Here is a 16,827-nt window from a genome sequence, read left to right as displayed (position 1 = left end):
ACTCAAGCCCTTCCACTAGTTTTAATCCCTATTGCTAAATGCAGGAGCAGCTGGAGCAGTTATAGTTGCGGAAGTAACCCTTTATGGAATTGCCAAGGCTTGTCAAAATCTTGAAGGTAAGTATAATTTTTTTGATGACTTTTGTGAAACCCGTGGATATATTTAATTATTAAAGGTGGTATTCATGAGATTTTTAGATAGTAATTGGTTTTCTTTAGTTATTTCATTTACGATAGCTTTTGTCATTAGTATAGGTAAAAATCCACCAGGATTAACCAATAAGGGTTTGTTGTATTTTGGTATTGAGTTACTTATCTTAATGACCTTATGTTTTATTACTGTTAAACTAGTTAATTTTGTTTTTTCATTATTTTCGCTTCGGTAAAATGAATGAAAAATTTATCTTAAAGTAATTTAGGTATTGGAAAAATCAAGTCCTTTCCATCGGGAAGCGTTTTAGAATAGACCGCCTTAAGGCGATATATTCGCCTTAAGGCAACATAGGTCTTTAAGGGGCAGCTGCCATTCGGCCAGGTGCTCTTTTTTGGCGTTTGTCAACGGTAATCGCAGGGAGGGTGGTTTTCCCGACCGAGAATTAACATTTTCATAAATTATTTAACCTTACTTTATTTATCAAATTTTGTCCCTTTTAATAATTCAGCAAATGGATTATTAATTGGTTCCGTCTCTTTTTCTTGTTGCTTTAAATACTTCTGTACGCTCCGTTTATCCATTTTGTTACCCTTTTCTTTTTTTCGACGAGCTTCAAAAGAGGAAAGTTTTTCACGATATCCACATTTACATGCAAAAATTTGTCCTTTACCTTCTCCCCGCAATTCCAATTTCTTTTTACATTGAGGGCAGCGAGCGTTTGTTACACGTGACACGTTTTTACGGTGGCCACATTCACGATCTTGGCAGACAAGCATTTTTCCTTTTTTACCGTTTACTTCAAGCATCGGTTTACCGCAATCAGGGCATGATTTTGTTGAAATATTGTCGTGCTTGTACTTCTTATCGCTGGATTTAATCTCAGCAACTATTTCTTTCGTGTGCTCTTTCATTTCATTAATGAATACATCTTTTTTCAACTGACCTTTAGAAACTAACTCAAGCTTTTGCTCCCATCTAGCTGTTGTTGCAGGGGAACGTAATTCCTTTGGTACCAAATCAAGTAACTGACGCCCTTTTGACGTGATATAAATTTCTTTACCACCACGTTTCTCAACTAAAAATGAATTGAATAGTTTATCAATAATATCTGCTCGTGTTGCGACCGTACCTAATCCACCAGTTGATTTTAAAGTATTTGCAAGCTCTTTATTACTTGTTTGCATATACTTCGTTGGGTTTTCCATGGCCGACAGTAAGGTAGCCTCTGTAAAGCGTGCAGGCGGCTTTGTTTGACCCGATGTCTGAGTGACTAACTTTGTCTTTAGTACATCGCCTTTTTCAATGTTGGGCAGTAATTGTTCTTTTATTTCACCTGTTAATTCATCATCAAATCGATTTTCATAAACTTCTTTCCAACCAGCATTGATTACTACTTTACCTTTAGCAATAAATTTTTCCCCACCAATATCTGTATGTACTGTTACTTGTTCATATTCGTGTGCTGGGAATAAAACTGCTAAGAACCGTTTTACTACTAAATCATAAATTTTCCTTTCCTTATTAGTGAAGGCGGAGAAATTAACACATTCCTCAGTAGGTATAATTGCATGATGGTCGCCTACTTTCGAGTCATTGACGAACGATTTGTTTTCTTTAATTGGCTTAGCTAAAATTTTATTTGCAGCTGATCGATATTCACCAACAGCAAAAGCCTTTACACGCTGTGGAATCGTTGAAACAATATCACTTGAAATAAATCGTGAATCTGTTCGAGGGTATGTTAACACTTTATGGTGCTCATACAACTTCTGCATGATATTTAATGTTTCCTTTGCTGAATAGCCGAATAATTTATTTGCATCACGTTGTAATTCGGTTAAATCATAAAGCCCCGGAGCAAATGACTTTTTTGGTTTACGTTCAATCGCCACAACTTTAGCATCTTGACGACCAATTGATTGAACAATGGCATTAATTTTTTCCTTGTTAAAGCTACGACCATTACCGTTTGAATCTTGCCATGTTAATTTAATCGTATCGGTTTGTGCTTCGATACCATAATATGTTTCTGCCCTGAAATGTTTAATTTCATCTTCCCTCGTCGCAATTATGGCTACTGTAGGTGTTTGAACACGTCCGCAATTTAGTTGTGCATTGAAACGTGTCGTAAGGGCTCGAGTAGCATTTAAACCGATATACCAATCTGCTTCAGATCGTGCAACAGCAGCATGATATAAATGTTCATAGTCTTTTCCTGGTTTGAGATTTTTGAAACCTTCTTTAATCGCTTGATCCGTTACAGAAGAAATCCATAAACGCTTAATCGGTTTGTTTACTTTCGCCTTAGCGATTATCCACCGAGCTACAAGTTCACCTTCACGACCTGCATCCGTTGCCACGATTATTTCATTAACATCTTTTCGGTTCATTTGGCTTTTAACAGCGTTAAATTGTTTTCCAGTCTTCTTCATTACTGTTAGTTTCAAACGCTCAGGTAACATAGGCAAATCTTCTAATTTCCATGTTTTGTATTTTACGTCGTAACTTTCTGGATCAGCAAGTGTCACTAAGTGTCCAAGCGCCCATGTTACGATATATTTATTCCCTTCCAAACACCCATTTCCTTTTTTATCACAATTTAATACACGTGCAATATCACGTGCAACAGAAGGCTTTTCCGCTAGTACTAAACTTTTTGGCATTATAATCGCATCCTTTCAAAACCTTATTCAAATATAACATAGATTTTGAATGTTCTCCGTTAAGGCTATAAAAACGCGCTATGCTTCGTTGCTAAGGATTCCTTGAATATAACAGAATCGAACCCTTATCGTGAAAAACGTAAATTTTTTAAAAAAAGATTACACAGATTCATGAAGAGAGTAAGAAACAACGTGGTGCACCTAAGATGAAATGCTTGAAAAAAAGTCACAATATTAGCTGAAAACGGGTTCAACGTTTGATGAAAGAAGCTGGTATTCAATCATCATCGTTCAAAATTTCTTCCGCCACCTAGTAAAGAAAAGGGGAAAGAACGAGTAAACATTATTAACGGAGACTTTTCTACGATAACAATCAACCAAAAATGGGTTGGTGATATAACGTATATTCACACGCTTCGTATAAAATGGGCTCATCTCTAGTGGGAATCGCATCCTTTGCGCTAATAATTATTTATTAGCAATTGCTTCAAAAGTAATTGTCTGGGTTGAATGTGTAGGATAGTCCCCGTATTTGTAATCGGCTGAGATTATTATCTCTCTAAAACCAATCTGTTCAAGAATCAGTTTAAATTCTTCCACCCCATACCAACGAAGTGGAAATCTTTCTAGCTCTGATTGTGTTAATTGACCATGATTCCATTTTTCATATCGATGATGAGATATGGTATATTGACTAATAAAATCAACTTCGACTATTTTACTTTCTAAAGTGATCATTTCCTCATTTTGAGATTTCCAAGTTTTTGTCGATACATTACCAACCGTTAGATCCGTTTGCAAAAAGATGTCTAAAATAAGCTTGCCTCCATCAGAAAGGTGGTTATAGAAATTTTTCAAGGCATTAAGGGAATCCTCTCTTTTATGTAGCAACAAAAATGTTCCGGTTGGTACGATAATCGCCTCATATTTTGTATCCAATGCAAATGACTCCATTTTCCCTTTAAACAATTTTGGCTGCAATCCTCTATTTTCACAATTATTACGGCAAATTTTCAACATTTCATCGGATACATCAAAACCATCAACTTTTAATCCTTTTTCTAGAAGTGGAATAAGAATCCGGCCAGTACCAACCCCAGGTTCAAGAACTTTCCCTTCACACGAAGCCAATCTATCGCTGTAAAACTCCACATCACCAAAAGAAAGCCCAATATATTTGTCTATGTCATATACCTGTGAAGAAAGATTGCTATAATAACCCAACATATACTTTTTCCCCTTTCCTTTACCATCACTAATCCGTGCGTTTAAGAAACTTAGGAGCCCTGCATATCAACATATATTGATGTGATCTAAACAAGTTACAACATTCGTTTAATATACAGTCCATAGCGTTATAATTAGTTATACTTAAGTTAACATTTTGATAGTCTCCCGAAATAGATCTTTGGTAATCTGTATATTTATCTGTTTCTTCTACAAAAAATATCTCTTACCTGTTCATACCTGTCACCAGGTCAATACTTGGCATGGAGTCTACTTGAAAGTCTAATAAACTCATTAACTACTTTAATTCGCTTCCACATATTTCATTCCCTTCTTTTTAAACGAAATGTCTTGAACTATGCTTCTTACTAGAAAGTCTCGTGTTTCTTAGCGTTCTTTCTGTGTATGTCCATCCTCTTTCACTTGATTCAATATTTCATTCGCTTTTTTCACCGAACATATATTGTTACTGGCTTCTAATAAAAAAGTGGGCAATTTCTTTACACTTACACCGTCTAAACTAAAAAAATCCTCTAACAATTCAGCTATTGGAGTAAATGAATGAGAAATGGGAAGATGGGCATTGAACAATCCTTTTACAGTATTCACAATAAATGCTGTAGTTATTTTTTTGGTAAATGGTTTGATGGAGAAGAGGCTGTGTAGAAAAAAAGAACCAAGCACAATGCCTGGTTCAAAAACGTTTCTAAATACCTAAACGTTCTTTAATAGCAAACTGAAGTAGTTGAGAAAAGTTAATGCCTTCTGATTTAGCTGCATCACTTAGGCATGGTTAATGTTTTTTTGATGGTTTTATTTTGTATGTCTTCACGAATATAATCTGTTTATGCTTCAACGATGACGATAAAACCACCAGTAGGTATTGAAATTTCATTTGGAGTAGAAGGAGATGGGATGATTTCGTTATCTTCTTCCATACCATACAAGAACCCTTCTAGGGCGTCTTTTGCCATATGCATAGCTTCTGACGTGTCACAGCCTTCTGTGATGCAACCTGGTAAATCAGGGAATGTAATAATATAGCCTTTATCTCCATCTGTTCCAGGGTCAAAAATTGCGGGAAATAAATACTTTGCCATTTATATAAAACCTCCTATGCAGGTGATTTTTTTAGTCCAGCCTAATTGAGTATGTGCGATGGGCATGAGTGTAACCTCAATAAAAAAACAGAAAGGATACAGTACTTAAGATAGGTAGAGAGGCCTGAGGTTGAGAATCTTTCCTTTTTGTTTTAGGTGAAAAAAATGCAGTTAATATAATTGCTAATGCTGAAAACTAACCAAACGCCCATCCCACCTTTCTTCTTTAAAAGAATTCCTTATTAAAGTTACCTGAGGAGGTAATTTGTAAAGTCAAATTCATAATTGCTCTTTTAAAAAACAGAAATCCTGCAACTTGTTGCTGATTTAATTGTGCACTAATACGATTTGCAGCTAATTTTTAAGCATTGTAAATAAGGGTAACTATGCCAAAATGAACTTTGGCACGTTTCCCGTCTTCTGATGCACCTAGTCATGATTTCTTCGTTACTTTGTGATATATTTTATTGCCTCATATTTTGGGGTAGGTTCCATGTCATATAATGAAGTATTCCCCCAGCCTTGTGGGATGTTTTGGACAACTACCATTATACAGGATTTGGGGAGGTACTTCCTTTTTTATGTTTATAAGCCCTTGGCACGCAAGGGCTTATAATTATGAAATTCATTCATTCTATTTAAAAAATGAATTTTTTCAGTCTTCCTAAAGGATTAGCGATTTAGCAAACTTCCAACGTAACGCAGTAATTCATTTGCCGAGCTAGAATTGTACCCATACTCATCAATTAACGTGGCAATCACTTCATTTATTTTCTTCAGTTGCTGTTCATCTGGTGTCTTCGTCGATGTCGTAATCTTCACTACATCTTTAAGGTCAGAGAAAAGTTTCTTCTGAATCGCCTCTCGTAACCGCTCATGGGATGCATATTCAAATTTGCGACCTTTTCGGGCATAGGCAGAAATGCGAATAAGAATCTCTTCTCTGAAGGCTTTCTTTGCGTTTTCGGAAATGCCAATTTGTTCTTCAATGGAACGCATTAACTTCTCATCAGGATTGAGTTCTTCTCCTGTCAACGGATCGCGTAATTTCGTTTTATTACAGTATGCCTCGACGTTGTCTAAATAATTGTCCATTAACGTTTTGGCAGACTCTTCATACGAATAAACGAACGCCTTCTGCACTTCTTTCTTTGCAATTTCATCATATTCTTTACGGGCAGTAGAGATGAAATTCAAATACCGTTCTCTATCCTCTTTAGAAATAGAAGCATGTGATGTTAATCCATCCTTCAACGACCGCAACACATCAAGCGCGTTAATTGATGTCATTTCCTTCTTAATAATAGTGGAGGAAATGCGGTTTATAACGTAACGTGGATCAATACCCGTCATTCCCTCGTCATGGTGCTCATTCTTCAGTTCTTCAATATCAACGTCACTAAATCCCTCTACCGTTTCCCCATCATACAATCGCATTTTCTTCAGTAAATCTACGCTTCCGTTCCCTGACTCCTTTAATCTCGTTAAAATCGTGAACATAGCAGCTACTTTCAATGTGTGTGGCGCTATATGCACATTCTTGATATCACTTTGTCCTATCATTTTCTCGTAAATACGCTCTTCTTGCGTTACTTTCAAGTTATACGGAACAGACATGACAATCATCCGCGAATGGAGTGCCTCGTTTTTCTTATTGGATATAAAGGAGCGATATTCTGATTCATTTGTATGGGCGACAATTAGCTCATCCGCGCTTATTAACGCAAATCTCCCCGCTTTAAAATTCCCTTCCTGTGTTAACGATAGCAAATGCCATAGAAACTTCTCGTCACACTTTAGCATTTCTTGAAATTCCATAATGCCTCGATTCGCTTTGTTCAATTCTCCATCAAAACGATACGCTCGTGGATCTGACTCCGATCCGTACTGGGCTATTGTAGAGAAATCAATGGACCCAGTTAAATCAGCGATGTCTTGCGATTTAGGATCTGACGGACTAAACGTTCCGACGCCTACTCTTTTATCCTCTGAGAAGAAGATACGCTCTACTCTTACATCCTCAATCCGACCGCCATACTCATTTTCTACGCGCATGACATTAAGTGGAGAGAGATTCCCTTCTACACGTATGCCATATTCTTCAGCAAAGTCTTCGCGCAAATGCTGTGGAATTAAATGTAAGGGGTCTTCATGCATCGGGCATCCTTTAATTGCGTACACTGCACCTTCATCAGTATGAGAAAAACGTTCCATCCCTCTTTTTAACAGTGTTACAATGGTTGATTTTCCTCCACTTACTGGCCCCATTAATAACAGAATCCTTTTCCTTACATCTAATCGTTTCGCAGCTGGATGAAAATACTCTTCAACTAAACGCTCCATCGCCTCTTCTAAACCAAATATTTCATTGTCAAAAAACTTATAGTGAAAATGCCCATTCTCCTCTTCAATGCCGCCGTGTTTAATCATATTGTATACACGGGAGTGAGCTGATTGTGCAAGATACGGGCGTTCCTTCACCATTTCTAAATACTCAGCAAAAGTACCTTCCCACTTTAACTTCTCTTCTTCTTCTCGTACATTTTGTATCTTCTTTAAAATATCCACACACTGTACCTCCCCTGTCTAAGTTAGCAAATAGCTGAATTAGTACAGTCTATGTGTGAGCTTACAGAATAATGAATGAACGATAGTAGACAATACATGCAACGAAAAGAACCATACAAAAGCAGAAACAACTTAGGCCTAGTTCTGCTCTTGTATGGTTTGGAGTATTTTCTCAAATAAACCTTTCATTTGTACCACTTCCTCATCATCTAAGCTTTTCTTAAAAAGTTGGTACACGTATTGTTCATAAAGATTTAAATCATGTGCATATTTTTTTCCTTTACGAGCAAGTTCCATTCGATGGACCCGTTTATCATTTGGGTCAACCGATTTCTGAACATAATGTGCATCCTCTAGTTTTGTAATCATTTGACTTATCGCGCTTTTCGATACATTCATTTGTTCCGCTAACTGTGTAACGGTTGGCTTGTCTAAGCGAATGATTAAAGTTAATAGAACTTCTAATGATGAAGTAAGTTGGTATGCTTTAAATCGATCTTCTACATCTGAAAGCTTGCCCCATATTTGTTCAAATCGTTGATACAATTCAATCACATTGTCGTTAGAACACATATCAACTCTCCCATATTATAATTAGTGTGCCACTTTACCTACATTAAGCACAATGACACCGACGATAATGAACACAATTCCTATAATCATCGTACCATTAATACTTTCTTTAAAGAAGTACACCCCGACTCCAACAGTTAACGCCGTACCAATACCAGACCAAATAGCATATGCAGTATTAAGTGGTAAATAATGAAGGGTATGTTGTAGAAAATATAAAGCAACCATAAACCCTGCGACAACCCCAACATTCCCCCAAAACTTCGGAATCCCTTCTAACGTAGATAACTTCAGCATAGAACTTCCAATCACTTCACTTATAATAGCAGCAAACAAAAGCACATATCCCATAACTCATGCACCTCCCAAATTAATTTAGTTAAGTTAACTTAATTATATTATCGTTTTGTAAGGTTTGTTGTCAATTATTTTTTCTTGTACAAGCTAAAACAATTGTAAGGAAACGCTAACATTTTTACAAAGAAGTGTGGAAAACATTTCACAGACTTTGTACAATTGGTTATAATAAGAGATGGATGAACACAAGCTAAGCACGTTACATAAGGGGGTAGAATCATGAAGCTAGCACTTATCCTTGGCGTATGTATTACATTTTTAGTTTCTATTTACACATCAGGATATGAATCAAAATGAGGATGAAAAGCGAGCATTGAGTAAATCATGCTTGCTTTTTTTATTAAGGGGAGGTACTAATGAAGAATATTCACGCCTTTATGATCAAGTTGCTTCTTACCATTTTGCTGATTTATTATGGATATATGTATGTTACGAATCGTGCAGGAGGCATAATTCACCTTATTCTCGGCCTAACGTATAGCATTTGGGTAATAAACGATATTGTAAAGCATCAGCGAAATCAATCCTGGCTTGAATCATACTCGTTTTTCTCTAAGCACCACAAATAGAAGATCAGCTCCATAAAGGCTGATCTTCTCCTATGACAAATTAGGGAATCCTTGTTGGCGCAACACTTCATAAATTAGGATAGCTGCTGTATTCGATAAGTTCAATGAACGTACTTTGTCTGTCATATGAATACGTAAGCAACGATCTTCTTTCCCTTCTAGCAATGACTTCGGAATCCCGTCCGTTTCTCGACCAAAGACGAAGAACAGTTCTTCATCCGGATTACTATAATCGAAATCGGTCCAATATCCTGTCCCGAAATTCTCAATATAATAGAAACTGCCTTCAGGAAATGCCTCATACAATTCTTCTATAGAATCATAATAACGAATATCTACATCGTGCCAATAATCTAGCCCTGCTCGGCGTAACATTTTGTCTTCTGTCGAAAATCCTAACGGCCGAATTAAGTGTAAAACCGTATTCGTCGCTAAACACGTTCTCGCGATATTCCCTGTATTAGCTGGTATTTCTGGTTGATATAACACCACATGGAGTGCCATTTCGTTCACCTCGTATTTCTTATTCACAATGCCTTGTATTATACCACAAATTTAATTTCCTATTTGAAAAAATTTATACTGAATATTTGGCGTATAGGCAGTGGAATCCTCATACGTCCAATACCGGTGATAACTATTGGACGTATGTGCATTTACTAATGGCTCCCCAAGACCATCCTTAGCGACGACCATTGTATTATGGTTCCATACGCCATCCCCTTCAAAATCGTAACATATCACATCTCCTGGCATTAACGCTCTCGCCTCTGATACTTCTGTTGCCTGTAATCCTTGCGTCGAACCACTTAAATACCAGCGCAATGAATTGGCCACTGCCCAGCTAAAGCTCCACGTCCGATGATTATACCACCATCCCTTGCTACGATTAGGGCTCCCCCACATAGGAGCACCCCCTGCACGTAAGCATTGGGAAATATAATTTGTACAATCATCCGTAAAATGGCGGTAATCGGGATTGTAACTATTCCACCAACGATTCGCATACTGCACAGCTTGATGACGATTGTACTCAAACCGTAAATGTTCTCTTTCTTCCTGCTCCTCATCATGATGATCAAACTGCACTAGTTGCTTAGCTACTTTTGCCTTATCTAGTGGTATTTCATAATCTTCTACAATGTTATTCTTATTTAGTACAGCTAGGTGCCGTTTCACCCCCTCTTCTATATAAAAATGCCCCGCTTGGTTCATAAAGAACGAAGCACGTAAAAGATACTCCACTTGTTGATGATTGCTAGATAACGTAATAATTCGATCAGGTATTCCATCTACACTTATTCGCACCACTTTAGCTCCTCGTTCTTCCAACAATGCTACTTTACGATGTATCCACGACCAATCACGTTTCCAGCCCTTTTTCTCCTCAAGCCTTCTCAACCAAAATTGTCTTAAAAGCACGCGAGCATTCACACACACTCCCCCTTTTATTCTATCCATATGTCCAACCAAGAAAAGATAGTAAAAAAAGCTACCCCTTTTATAAAGAGACAGCTTTTGCTTGTTCATGATTTAATAAATGTTCTTTTTTATCTAGTCCGCCTGCATATCCAACTAGAGCACCGTTGCTCCCAATCACTCGATGGCACGGATAAATAATGGAAAGGGGATTTTTATTAATGGCACCTCCGACAGCTCGAATTGCCTTAGGAGCTTGTATGCTTATGGCAATATCTTTGTAAGAGCGTGTTTCCCCTAAAGGAATATGCGTTAAAGATTGCCACACTTTTTGTTGAAAGGGTGTACCATACAAATCGTATTCTAAGTTAAATGCGATCCTTTCTTTAGCGAAATACTCCTTGAGCTGCTCTTTAGCTGTTTGGAAAGGCATATCATCATTGATCCACTCCACTCGCAAGAAGTACTTACGAGCCCAATTCCTAAGCTTGGTATCGACATCTTGCAACGTTCCATAATCAATCCGACATAATCCTTTCTCCGAAGCAACTAACGTTAAAGGACCTACTGGAGATTCCATTTCACTATAGTATAAAAAGGCACGCATATATATCCTCATCCCTTTACAAATAAGATTTTACATTATTGTACATGCTTCACATGAAATAAGAAAGCATTCCTTACCTTTATGCTAAAATTGAACTAGAAGTTACAGTTTTACTTATGAATAGACAGTTGCCTAATGAGAAGATTCGTTTAATAAAGCTAAACCTTTTTCCATTTCAGCACGTACATCTTCATCGCGCTCTGTTGCGCGGGCTTTACGAATAACTTCTTCTGATGAGGCAACACCAATCTTCCCTAAAGCCCAAGCTGCCGTACCTCGAATAACAGGCCGCGGATCTTCAAACATTAACCGCGTTAATTCATCCACTGCTGATTCCTCTTTGAAGTGAGCAAGAGCCAAAATCGCATTACGTTGAATTGGCTTTTTCCCGCGCCATGAACCAGACATTTGCCCATATGTCTCTTTAAATTGTCGATTGGATATAGACAATAACGGCGTTAATAATGGCTTTACCTTTTCCGGTTCTGGCTCCATCTCTTGGTGTAGATGAAAATCTTTCTTTTTATTTTTTGGACAGACGGTTTGACATGTATCACACCCGTAAAGCCGATTCCCAATTACACTGCGATATTGATCTGGTAGAAATCCTTTCGTTTGTGTTAAGAAAGCGATACACTTTTGCGCATTTAATTGATTGCCTTGGACGAGCGCACCTGTCGGACAGGCATCAACACAAATCGTACAATCTCCGCAGCTATCCTCGACAAGCTCATCAGAGGGAAAAGGAATATTCGTAATCATTTCCCCTAAATACACATAGGAACCAAATTCTTCCGTAATAAGGTTTGTATGTTTGCCGACAAAACCAATACCTGCTCGTTCTGCGACAGCTCGGTCAGATAACTCTCCTGTATCAACCATCGACCTCCAGCGCAATTCCGGATAGCGTTCTTGTAAATAAGAAGCTAGTTTATTTAAACGGTCATTTAACACATTATGATAATCTTCGCCCCACGATGCTCGGCAGAAAATGCCCCGCCGCTCTCCTTTTTTACTTCGTGGTGCACCTTTTAATTTGGAAGGATAAGCTAAAGCAATGGAAATAATTGATTTCGCTTCAGGCACATGCAATTTCGGCTCTGTTCTTTCTTCTATTGTCCCTTTTTCGAAGCCGGATTGATAACCTAACGCTTGTTGCACTCGTAATCGTTCTTTCAATTGTGTGAACACATCAGGAGAAGTAAATCCAATCTTATCAATACCAATCGTTTTACTGTACTGCATCACATCTTCTTTCAATTGCTGAATATCCATCCTCTTCCCTCCTTTCTACCTCACTGTATGTCATTTAGAGTAACGTTACATTTGCCGTGCGCAAGCGATTCAAAGCAGCTGCAATTTCGAAGCGACGCGGGCGAGCGAGTTCCCCTGGATGTTGCTCGGGATAAGGCGCAAAAGAAGCCATACCCTGTTCATCCATTTGCTTCTCTAACCTATCCAGTAAATCAGGTAGACTTTGCCGTTTCTTAAGCAACCCTTTTCGTTCCATATATTGAAGCACCATCGCAATCGTATTCGTTTGTGCGGAATGAACCATTTGCTCGACCAAATGTAGTGAAAGGTCCTGTTGCCCGATCACAATATGATGAAGACCTTTTGCTTGTACCTTCGATTTCTTCCCTTTATAACTCTGAATGCTAGAAGATTGAAAATGCCGATTAGGAAATGAATGAAACGGAACCACTACTTCTTTCCTTCTCTTCTGCGGATGCGCTGCAGCAATTTTTTTCGCCTTATTTGTCACATTGAATGGCTCATATTGATCGAGTAAAATCACTTCATCTGCTACGTCAAAATAATCACCAGAACCACCCATGACAAGAATGGTCGACACATCAAGTTCGTCTTTCATTGGCTTCACTTGATCAATAAACGGAGTAATCGGCTCTTTTTCCTTTGTTACTAACGATTGCATCCGCTCATCACGAATCATGAAATTCGTTGCACTCGTATCTTCATCCATTAATATCGTTGAAGCACCTGCCTCTATTGCTTCCATTACGTTTGCAGCTTGTGACGTACTCCCACTCGCATTGTCTGTCGAAAATTGTGTCGTATCTTCTTTATGTGGCAAGTCGTTAATAAATGGTGAGATGTTTACAGTTGTAACCGCTCTTCCATCTTCTGCTCGCACTTTCATAGCATTTAAATCTGTAAGGACAAACTCTCTTCCATCTCCACGAATATGAGGATATACCCCGCGCTCTATTGCTTTCAATAGTGTACTTTTCCCATGATATCCGCCACCGACAATGAGTGTTATCCCTTTCTTTAACGCCATACCAGTAATTGGTTGTTCTTGGTGAGGAATTGAGATGGATACTCGATTCTCTTCTGGACTTTGAAAAGGTACTGCCTGTTGTAACGGTCGATCGCTAATACCACTTTCCCTCGGTAAAATAGAACCATCAGCCACAAATGCAACCCAATTTTCTTCCTTCATTTTAGCTCGAATCGTATCATGTTGATCAGCAAGCTCGCACGTTCGTTGGATTTCATGATCATTTAATGATAAAACAGAGTGAGTTAACACATTTGGTATTACATGAAAAAGCAACTTTTCCGCTTCTTTCCCGTTGATCCTCCTACCATTAGCAGGTAATCCAATCGAAAGACAAAGTACCATTTCTTCCTTATGTAGCGTTACTGCTGTACGTTCTATTAATTCTTGTCCTGGTGTATCCACCATAATCATACCGCTTTTCCCTGTACCTTTAATAAACGTTTTATCCCGAGCAATAGCCTGCGATACGCTTCGTGCGATGAAATCTTCTGTGTATATTTTTCTTGATTGCGTCTGCTTCCACTCAGGCATGATATATACAGATTTATTCGGTATAATAACTCTCAATTTAGAAGGAGATGCGAACGGGTCTCCCTGCACATAATCAAACCGTAGTTCATATCCTTTGTAAGTGTAATGCCCTTGCAACTCTTTATACGCTTTATATCCCTTACCATCTATTTTTCTCAACAATTGTTGTAATGTATTCAATTCCATTCATCTCTCCCACTGCATTGTTTGTTTTAGTGTAACGTGTTCCACGCCTTCAAGCAAAAGGAATAAAAACATAATAAAAACGCAATGCTTCGTTTTCACACCTCTAAACGAAACACTGCGTTGGTAACTTATAATTGCAATGGAGCGGGTGAAGGGAATCGAACCCTCATCATCAGCTTGGAAGGCTGAGGTTTTACCACTAAACTACACCCGCATTAGTATTTTATTAATAAATAGAAAGAACTGTCTTAACTATTCATTTAAATTTGATAACAGAATCTATCTTAACAAAGGATTAACATTTATTCAATAGGATAATGAATATTTTGTCGAAATATCTTATTATTTTTTGTAATTGAATGAATTTCATACTAATCAGCCCTTGTGAGACAAAGGGTTAAAAACAGAAAAAAGGAAGCACCTCCTAAATGTTGTATACCAGAATTTTACTTAAAGGGTTCTCCTATACAAAAAGACTACGTTTTGATTTCCGTCATAAACCGTTCACTAATAATCTCAACATCAATTCTCTTTTTCTATATTTTTATTCTCTTCAATTTTATCTAACACAATCGTGATAATTGTTGCAAACACAATAAATCCTATATATTCCATCCAATCCTCAAAAAATTAAAAGCGACCCCTACACCTAGGGCAAGTATTAAAAGACGGGTAATTTTCCATAAAATATTCAATAGTATACAACCTCCCATTAAATCAAATCTAAATAATTAAATTTTAATAATTTGAATATTAACCCAATTAAAACAAACTATAAATAAACTAATTTTCCTAGAGGCTTCTATTTTATAGGAGTGATTTTTTTAAAAAAAATTAGTTTTATACTTTATTACTTTTGTAAATTGCCATTATACACCTATCTATCTTTTTCATTCTCTTCATATGCTAATGCAATTGTTACTATTTCCTCTGGTGATAACTCTTCATTATGCCAAAATATTAAGTCACTTGAAGCTGGATGAGGTACATTACTTTTTAATATATCAACATATTCACTCACTTCTCCATCAGACAACTTCGGATTACATATTTTTTCTACAAGTTCAATTAATTCCTCTTTAGATAGTTTATTTTCCATAACATTCACTCTTTCCTAAATCAATGTCCTTTTTTCCAAAAATGATATGCTGGATCTAAGATGTTTTGATGCATTTTTGGTGAAGTAATTATTAAACTATCAAGATTATATACTTCTCCGCCTTTATCTATAGGCTGTTTATGATGAAGTATATATGACTTGTGTTTACCATAATGTTCAAGCTTAGGAGCAATTGGTGCATCCTCTAACATTCTTGTAACATTTCGGCTATTAAACTCTTCCGCAAAACTTGAGTTTGCAACTGACTTCCCTATAAACAAATGGATTCAAATACATATTCCCTCTCCAATTAATCAATATTCTCATTAATAGGTTGACAATTTATGGCCAACGTTATATATTTTGCACTAGGGAAACTTTTGTTGTGTTGGCTAAATGTACAAAAATAAGAACACCAGCGTATTACTACACATATAATTTTTTAAGCCTAACGTGTTCAAAATTTTTTTACCTTTAATTTGCCTCAGGGAAACAATTTTCATGAAATCAAAAAGGAGATGAAAAAGCATGAAGAAATTAATTGTCTTATTATTAGTACCTTTTTTCCTACTAGCTGGTTGTGGAAACGAAAGCGGTAATGCAACACAATCCGATGCAGAAGGAAAAATCAATATTGTAACAACAATTGCTCAAATCGGTGATATCGCCAAAAATGTTGGTGGCGAGCATGTACAGGTAGAAAGTTTAATGGGACCTGGTGTTGACCCTCACGTCTACGAAGCTGTTCCTAGTGATATCGATAAATTAGAAAATGCTGATTTAATTTATTACAACGGACTTAATCTAGAAGGGCAAATGAATCAAATATTCGAGAAAATGCAGGAAGAAAAGCCTACTTATGCAGTCGCTGAAACTATTCCACAAGAAAAACTTACTGCCGATCCTGAAAATCCTGAAGTAGCCGATCCACACGTTTGGTTTGATATTCAATTATGGCAATACGCTGTAGAGGAAGTGACAAACGCATTAATTGAATTAGACCCAGATAACAAAGCAGATTACGAGAAAAATAGAGAAGCATACTCTAAAGAACTAGATGAATTACATGAGTACGCCCTACAAAATGCTGAGGAAGTACCAGAGAAGAGTCGCGTGATGGTAACAGCTCATGATGCCTTTCAATATTTCGGTGATGCTTATGGCTTTGAAGTAATGGGGCTACAAGGATTAAGTACAGATTCTGAATTTGGCTTAAAAGACGTTCAACGCATTGTTGACACATTAGTAGAACGAGATATTAAAGCTGTATTTGTTGAAAGTAGTGTCTCCGATGAAGCGATCAACGCAGTAGTTGAAGGCGCAAAAGATAAAGGACACGAAGTAGAAATCGGTGGAGAAATTTATTCTGATGCGATGGGCCCTGAAGGAACAGAAGAAGGCACTTATGTCGGTATGTTTACCCACAATATTGATACGATTGTTAATTCACTTAAATAAAAGGAAAGGAGC

Annotated in this window: 15 protein-coding genes, 1 tRNA gene and 1 pseudogene; 2 read left to right on the top strand and 15 right to left on the bottom strand. The window is 37.3% G+C overall.

What is annotated here, in order from left to right:
- Nucleotides 1-626: 626 nt before the first annotated feature.
- From N784_RS06490 to N784_RS06465, 7 genes and pseudogenes are all read right to left on the bottom strand, one after another.
- Nucleotides 627-2,816 carry a DNA topoisomerase III gene (locus N784_RS06490; protein WP_036833466.1) on the bottom strand — a complete coding sequence of 730 codons (2,190 nt, stop codon included), beginning with the start codon at nt 2,814-2,816 and terminating at the stop codon, nt 627-629.
- 468 nt (nt 2,817-3,284) lie between these two features.
- Nucleotides 3,285-4,043 carry a class I SAM-dependent methyltransferase gene (locus tag N784_RS06485; RefSeq protein ID WP_036833463.1) on the bottom strand — a complete coding sequence of 253 codons (759 nt, stop codon included), beginning with the start codon at nt 4,041-4,043 and terminating at the stop codon, nt 3,285-3,287.
- Between the two features lie 301 nt (nt 4,044-4,344).
- Nucleotides 4,345-4,562: pseudogene (locus tag N784_RS16890) on the bottom strand (IS110 family transposase); the annotation flags it as partial.
- A 326-nt stretch (nt 4,563-4,888) separates the two neighbouring features.
- Nucleotides 4,889-5,143, bottom strand: coding sequence for a type II toxin-antitoxin system HicB family antitoxin (locus tag N784_RS17190; protein ID WP_332307845.1), 255 nt, complete (start codon nt 5,141-5,143; stop codon nt 4,889-4,891).
- Between the two features lie 672 nt (nt 5,144-5,815).
- Nucleotides 5,816-7,711 (bottom strand): PrkA family serine protein kinase, encoded by a 1,896-nt coding sequence (locus tag N784_RS06475; RefSeq protein WP_036833461.1) that lies wholly within the window; start codon nt 7,709-7,711, stop codon nt 5,816-5,818.
- A 138-nt stretch (nt 7,712-7,849) separates the two neighbouring features.
- The gene (locus N784_RS06470; protein WP_036833460.1) at nt 7,850-8,284 is read right to left on the bottom strand and encodes a MarR family winged helix-turn-helix transcriptional regulator; all 435 of its coding nucleotides are present in this window, start codon (nt 8,282-8,284) and stop codon (nt 7,850-7,852) included.
- Nucleotides 8,285-8,305: 21 nt separating this feature from the next.
- Nucleotides 8,306-8,635: a DMT family transporter gene (locus N784_RS06465; protein WP_036833459.1), complete on the bottom strand. Its 330-nt coding sequence runs from the start codon at nt 8,633-8,635 to the stop codon at nt 8,306-8,308.
- A gap of 362 nt (nt 8,636-8,997) precedes the next feature.
- Between N784_RS06465 and N784_RS06460 the strand changes: the two genes are divergently transcribed.
- Nucleotides 8,998-9,210, top strand: a complete 213-nt coding sequence (locus tag N784_RS06460) for a hypothetical protein (protein WP_036833458.1) — start codon at nt 8,998-9,000, stop codon at nt 9,208-9,210.
- Between the two features lie 30 nt (nt 9,211-9,240).
- On the opposite strand, the gene trmL is transcribed toward N784_RS06460, so the two are convergent.
- The 8 genes from trmL to N784_RS17185 form a co-directional block, all read right to left on the bottom strand.
- Nucleotides 9,241-9,714 (bottom strand): tRNA (uridine(34)/cytosine(34)/5-carboxymethylaminomethyluridine(34)-2'-O)-methyltransferase TrmL, encoded by a 474-nt coding sequence (gene trmL / locus N784_RS06455; RefSeq protein ID WP_036833456.1) that lies wholly within the window; start codon nt 9,712-9,714, stop codon nt 9,241-9,243.
- 51 nt (nt 9,715-9,765) lie between these two features.
- Nucleotides 9,766-10,644: an amidase domain-containing protein gene (locus N784_RS06450; RefSeq protein WP_036833452.1), complete on the bottom strand. Its 879-nt coding sequence runs from the start codon at nt 10,642-10,644 to the stop codon at nt 9,766-9,768.
- Nucleotides 10,645-10,711: 67 nt separating this feature from the next.
- Nucleotides 10,712-11,236 (bottom strand): methylated-DNA--[protein]-cysteine S-methyltransferase, encoded by a 525-nt coding sequence (locus tag N784_RS06445; RefSeq protein WP_036833450.1) that lies wholly within the window; start codon nt 11,234-11,236, stop codon nt 10,712-10,714.
- Nucleotides 11,237-11,368: 132 nt separating this feature from the next.
- Nucleotides 11,369-12,511, bottom strand: a complete 1,143-nt coding sequence (queG, locus tag N784_RS06440) for a tRNA epoxyqueuosine(34) reductase QueG (protein WP_036833449.1) — start codon at nt 12,509-12,511, stop codon at nt 11,369-11,371.
- A gap of 34 nt (nt 12,512-12,545) precedes the next feature.
- Entirely contained in the window at nt 12,546-14,252 is a 1,707-nt protein-coding gene (locus N784_RS06435; protein ID WP_036833584.1) for an ABC-ATPase domain-containing protein, read from the bottom strand.
- A gap of 146 nt (nt 14,253-14,398) precedes the next feature.
- Nucleotides 14,399-14,472 (bottom strand) — tRNA-Gly (locus N784_RS06430).
- A 663-nt stretch (nt 14,473-15,135) separates the two neighbouring features.
- Nucleotides 15,136-15,357 (bottom strand): bacteriocin immunity protein, encoded by a 222-nt coding sequence (locus N784_RS06425; protein WP_036833448.1) that lies wholly within the window; start codon nt 15,355-15,357, stop codon nt 15,136-15,138.
- A gap of 20 nt (nt 15,358-15,377) precedes the next feature.
- Nucleotides 15,378-15,638 (bottom strand): hypothetical protein, encoded by a 261-nt coding sequence (locus N784_RS17185; protein WP_332307844.1) that lies wholly within the window; start codon nt 15,636-15,638, stop codon nt 15,378-15,380.
- A 247-nt stretch (nt 15,639-15,885) separates the two neighbouring features.
- Here N784_RS17185 and N784_RS06415 point away from each other — a divergent pair, with 247 nt between their 5' ends.
- Nucleotides 15,886-16,815 (top strand): metal ABC transporter solute-binding protein, Zn/Mn family, encoded by a 930-nt coding sequence (locus N784_RS06415; RefSeq protein ID WP_036833447.1) that lies wholly within the window; start codon nt 15,886-15,888, stop codon nt 16,813-16,815.
- The last annotated feature ends 12 nt before the right edge of the window (nt 16,816-16,827 follow it).

This window comes from Pontibacillus litoralis JSM 072002 (genome assembly GCF_000775615.1).
Lineage (GTDB): Bacteria > Bacillota > Bacilli > Bacillales > BH030062 > Pontibacillus > Pontibacillus litoralis.
The sequence above is the reverse complement of the archived record's forward strand: the minus strand, read 5'-3'. Positions and strand labels throughout refer to the sequence as shown.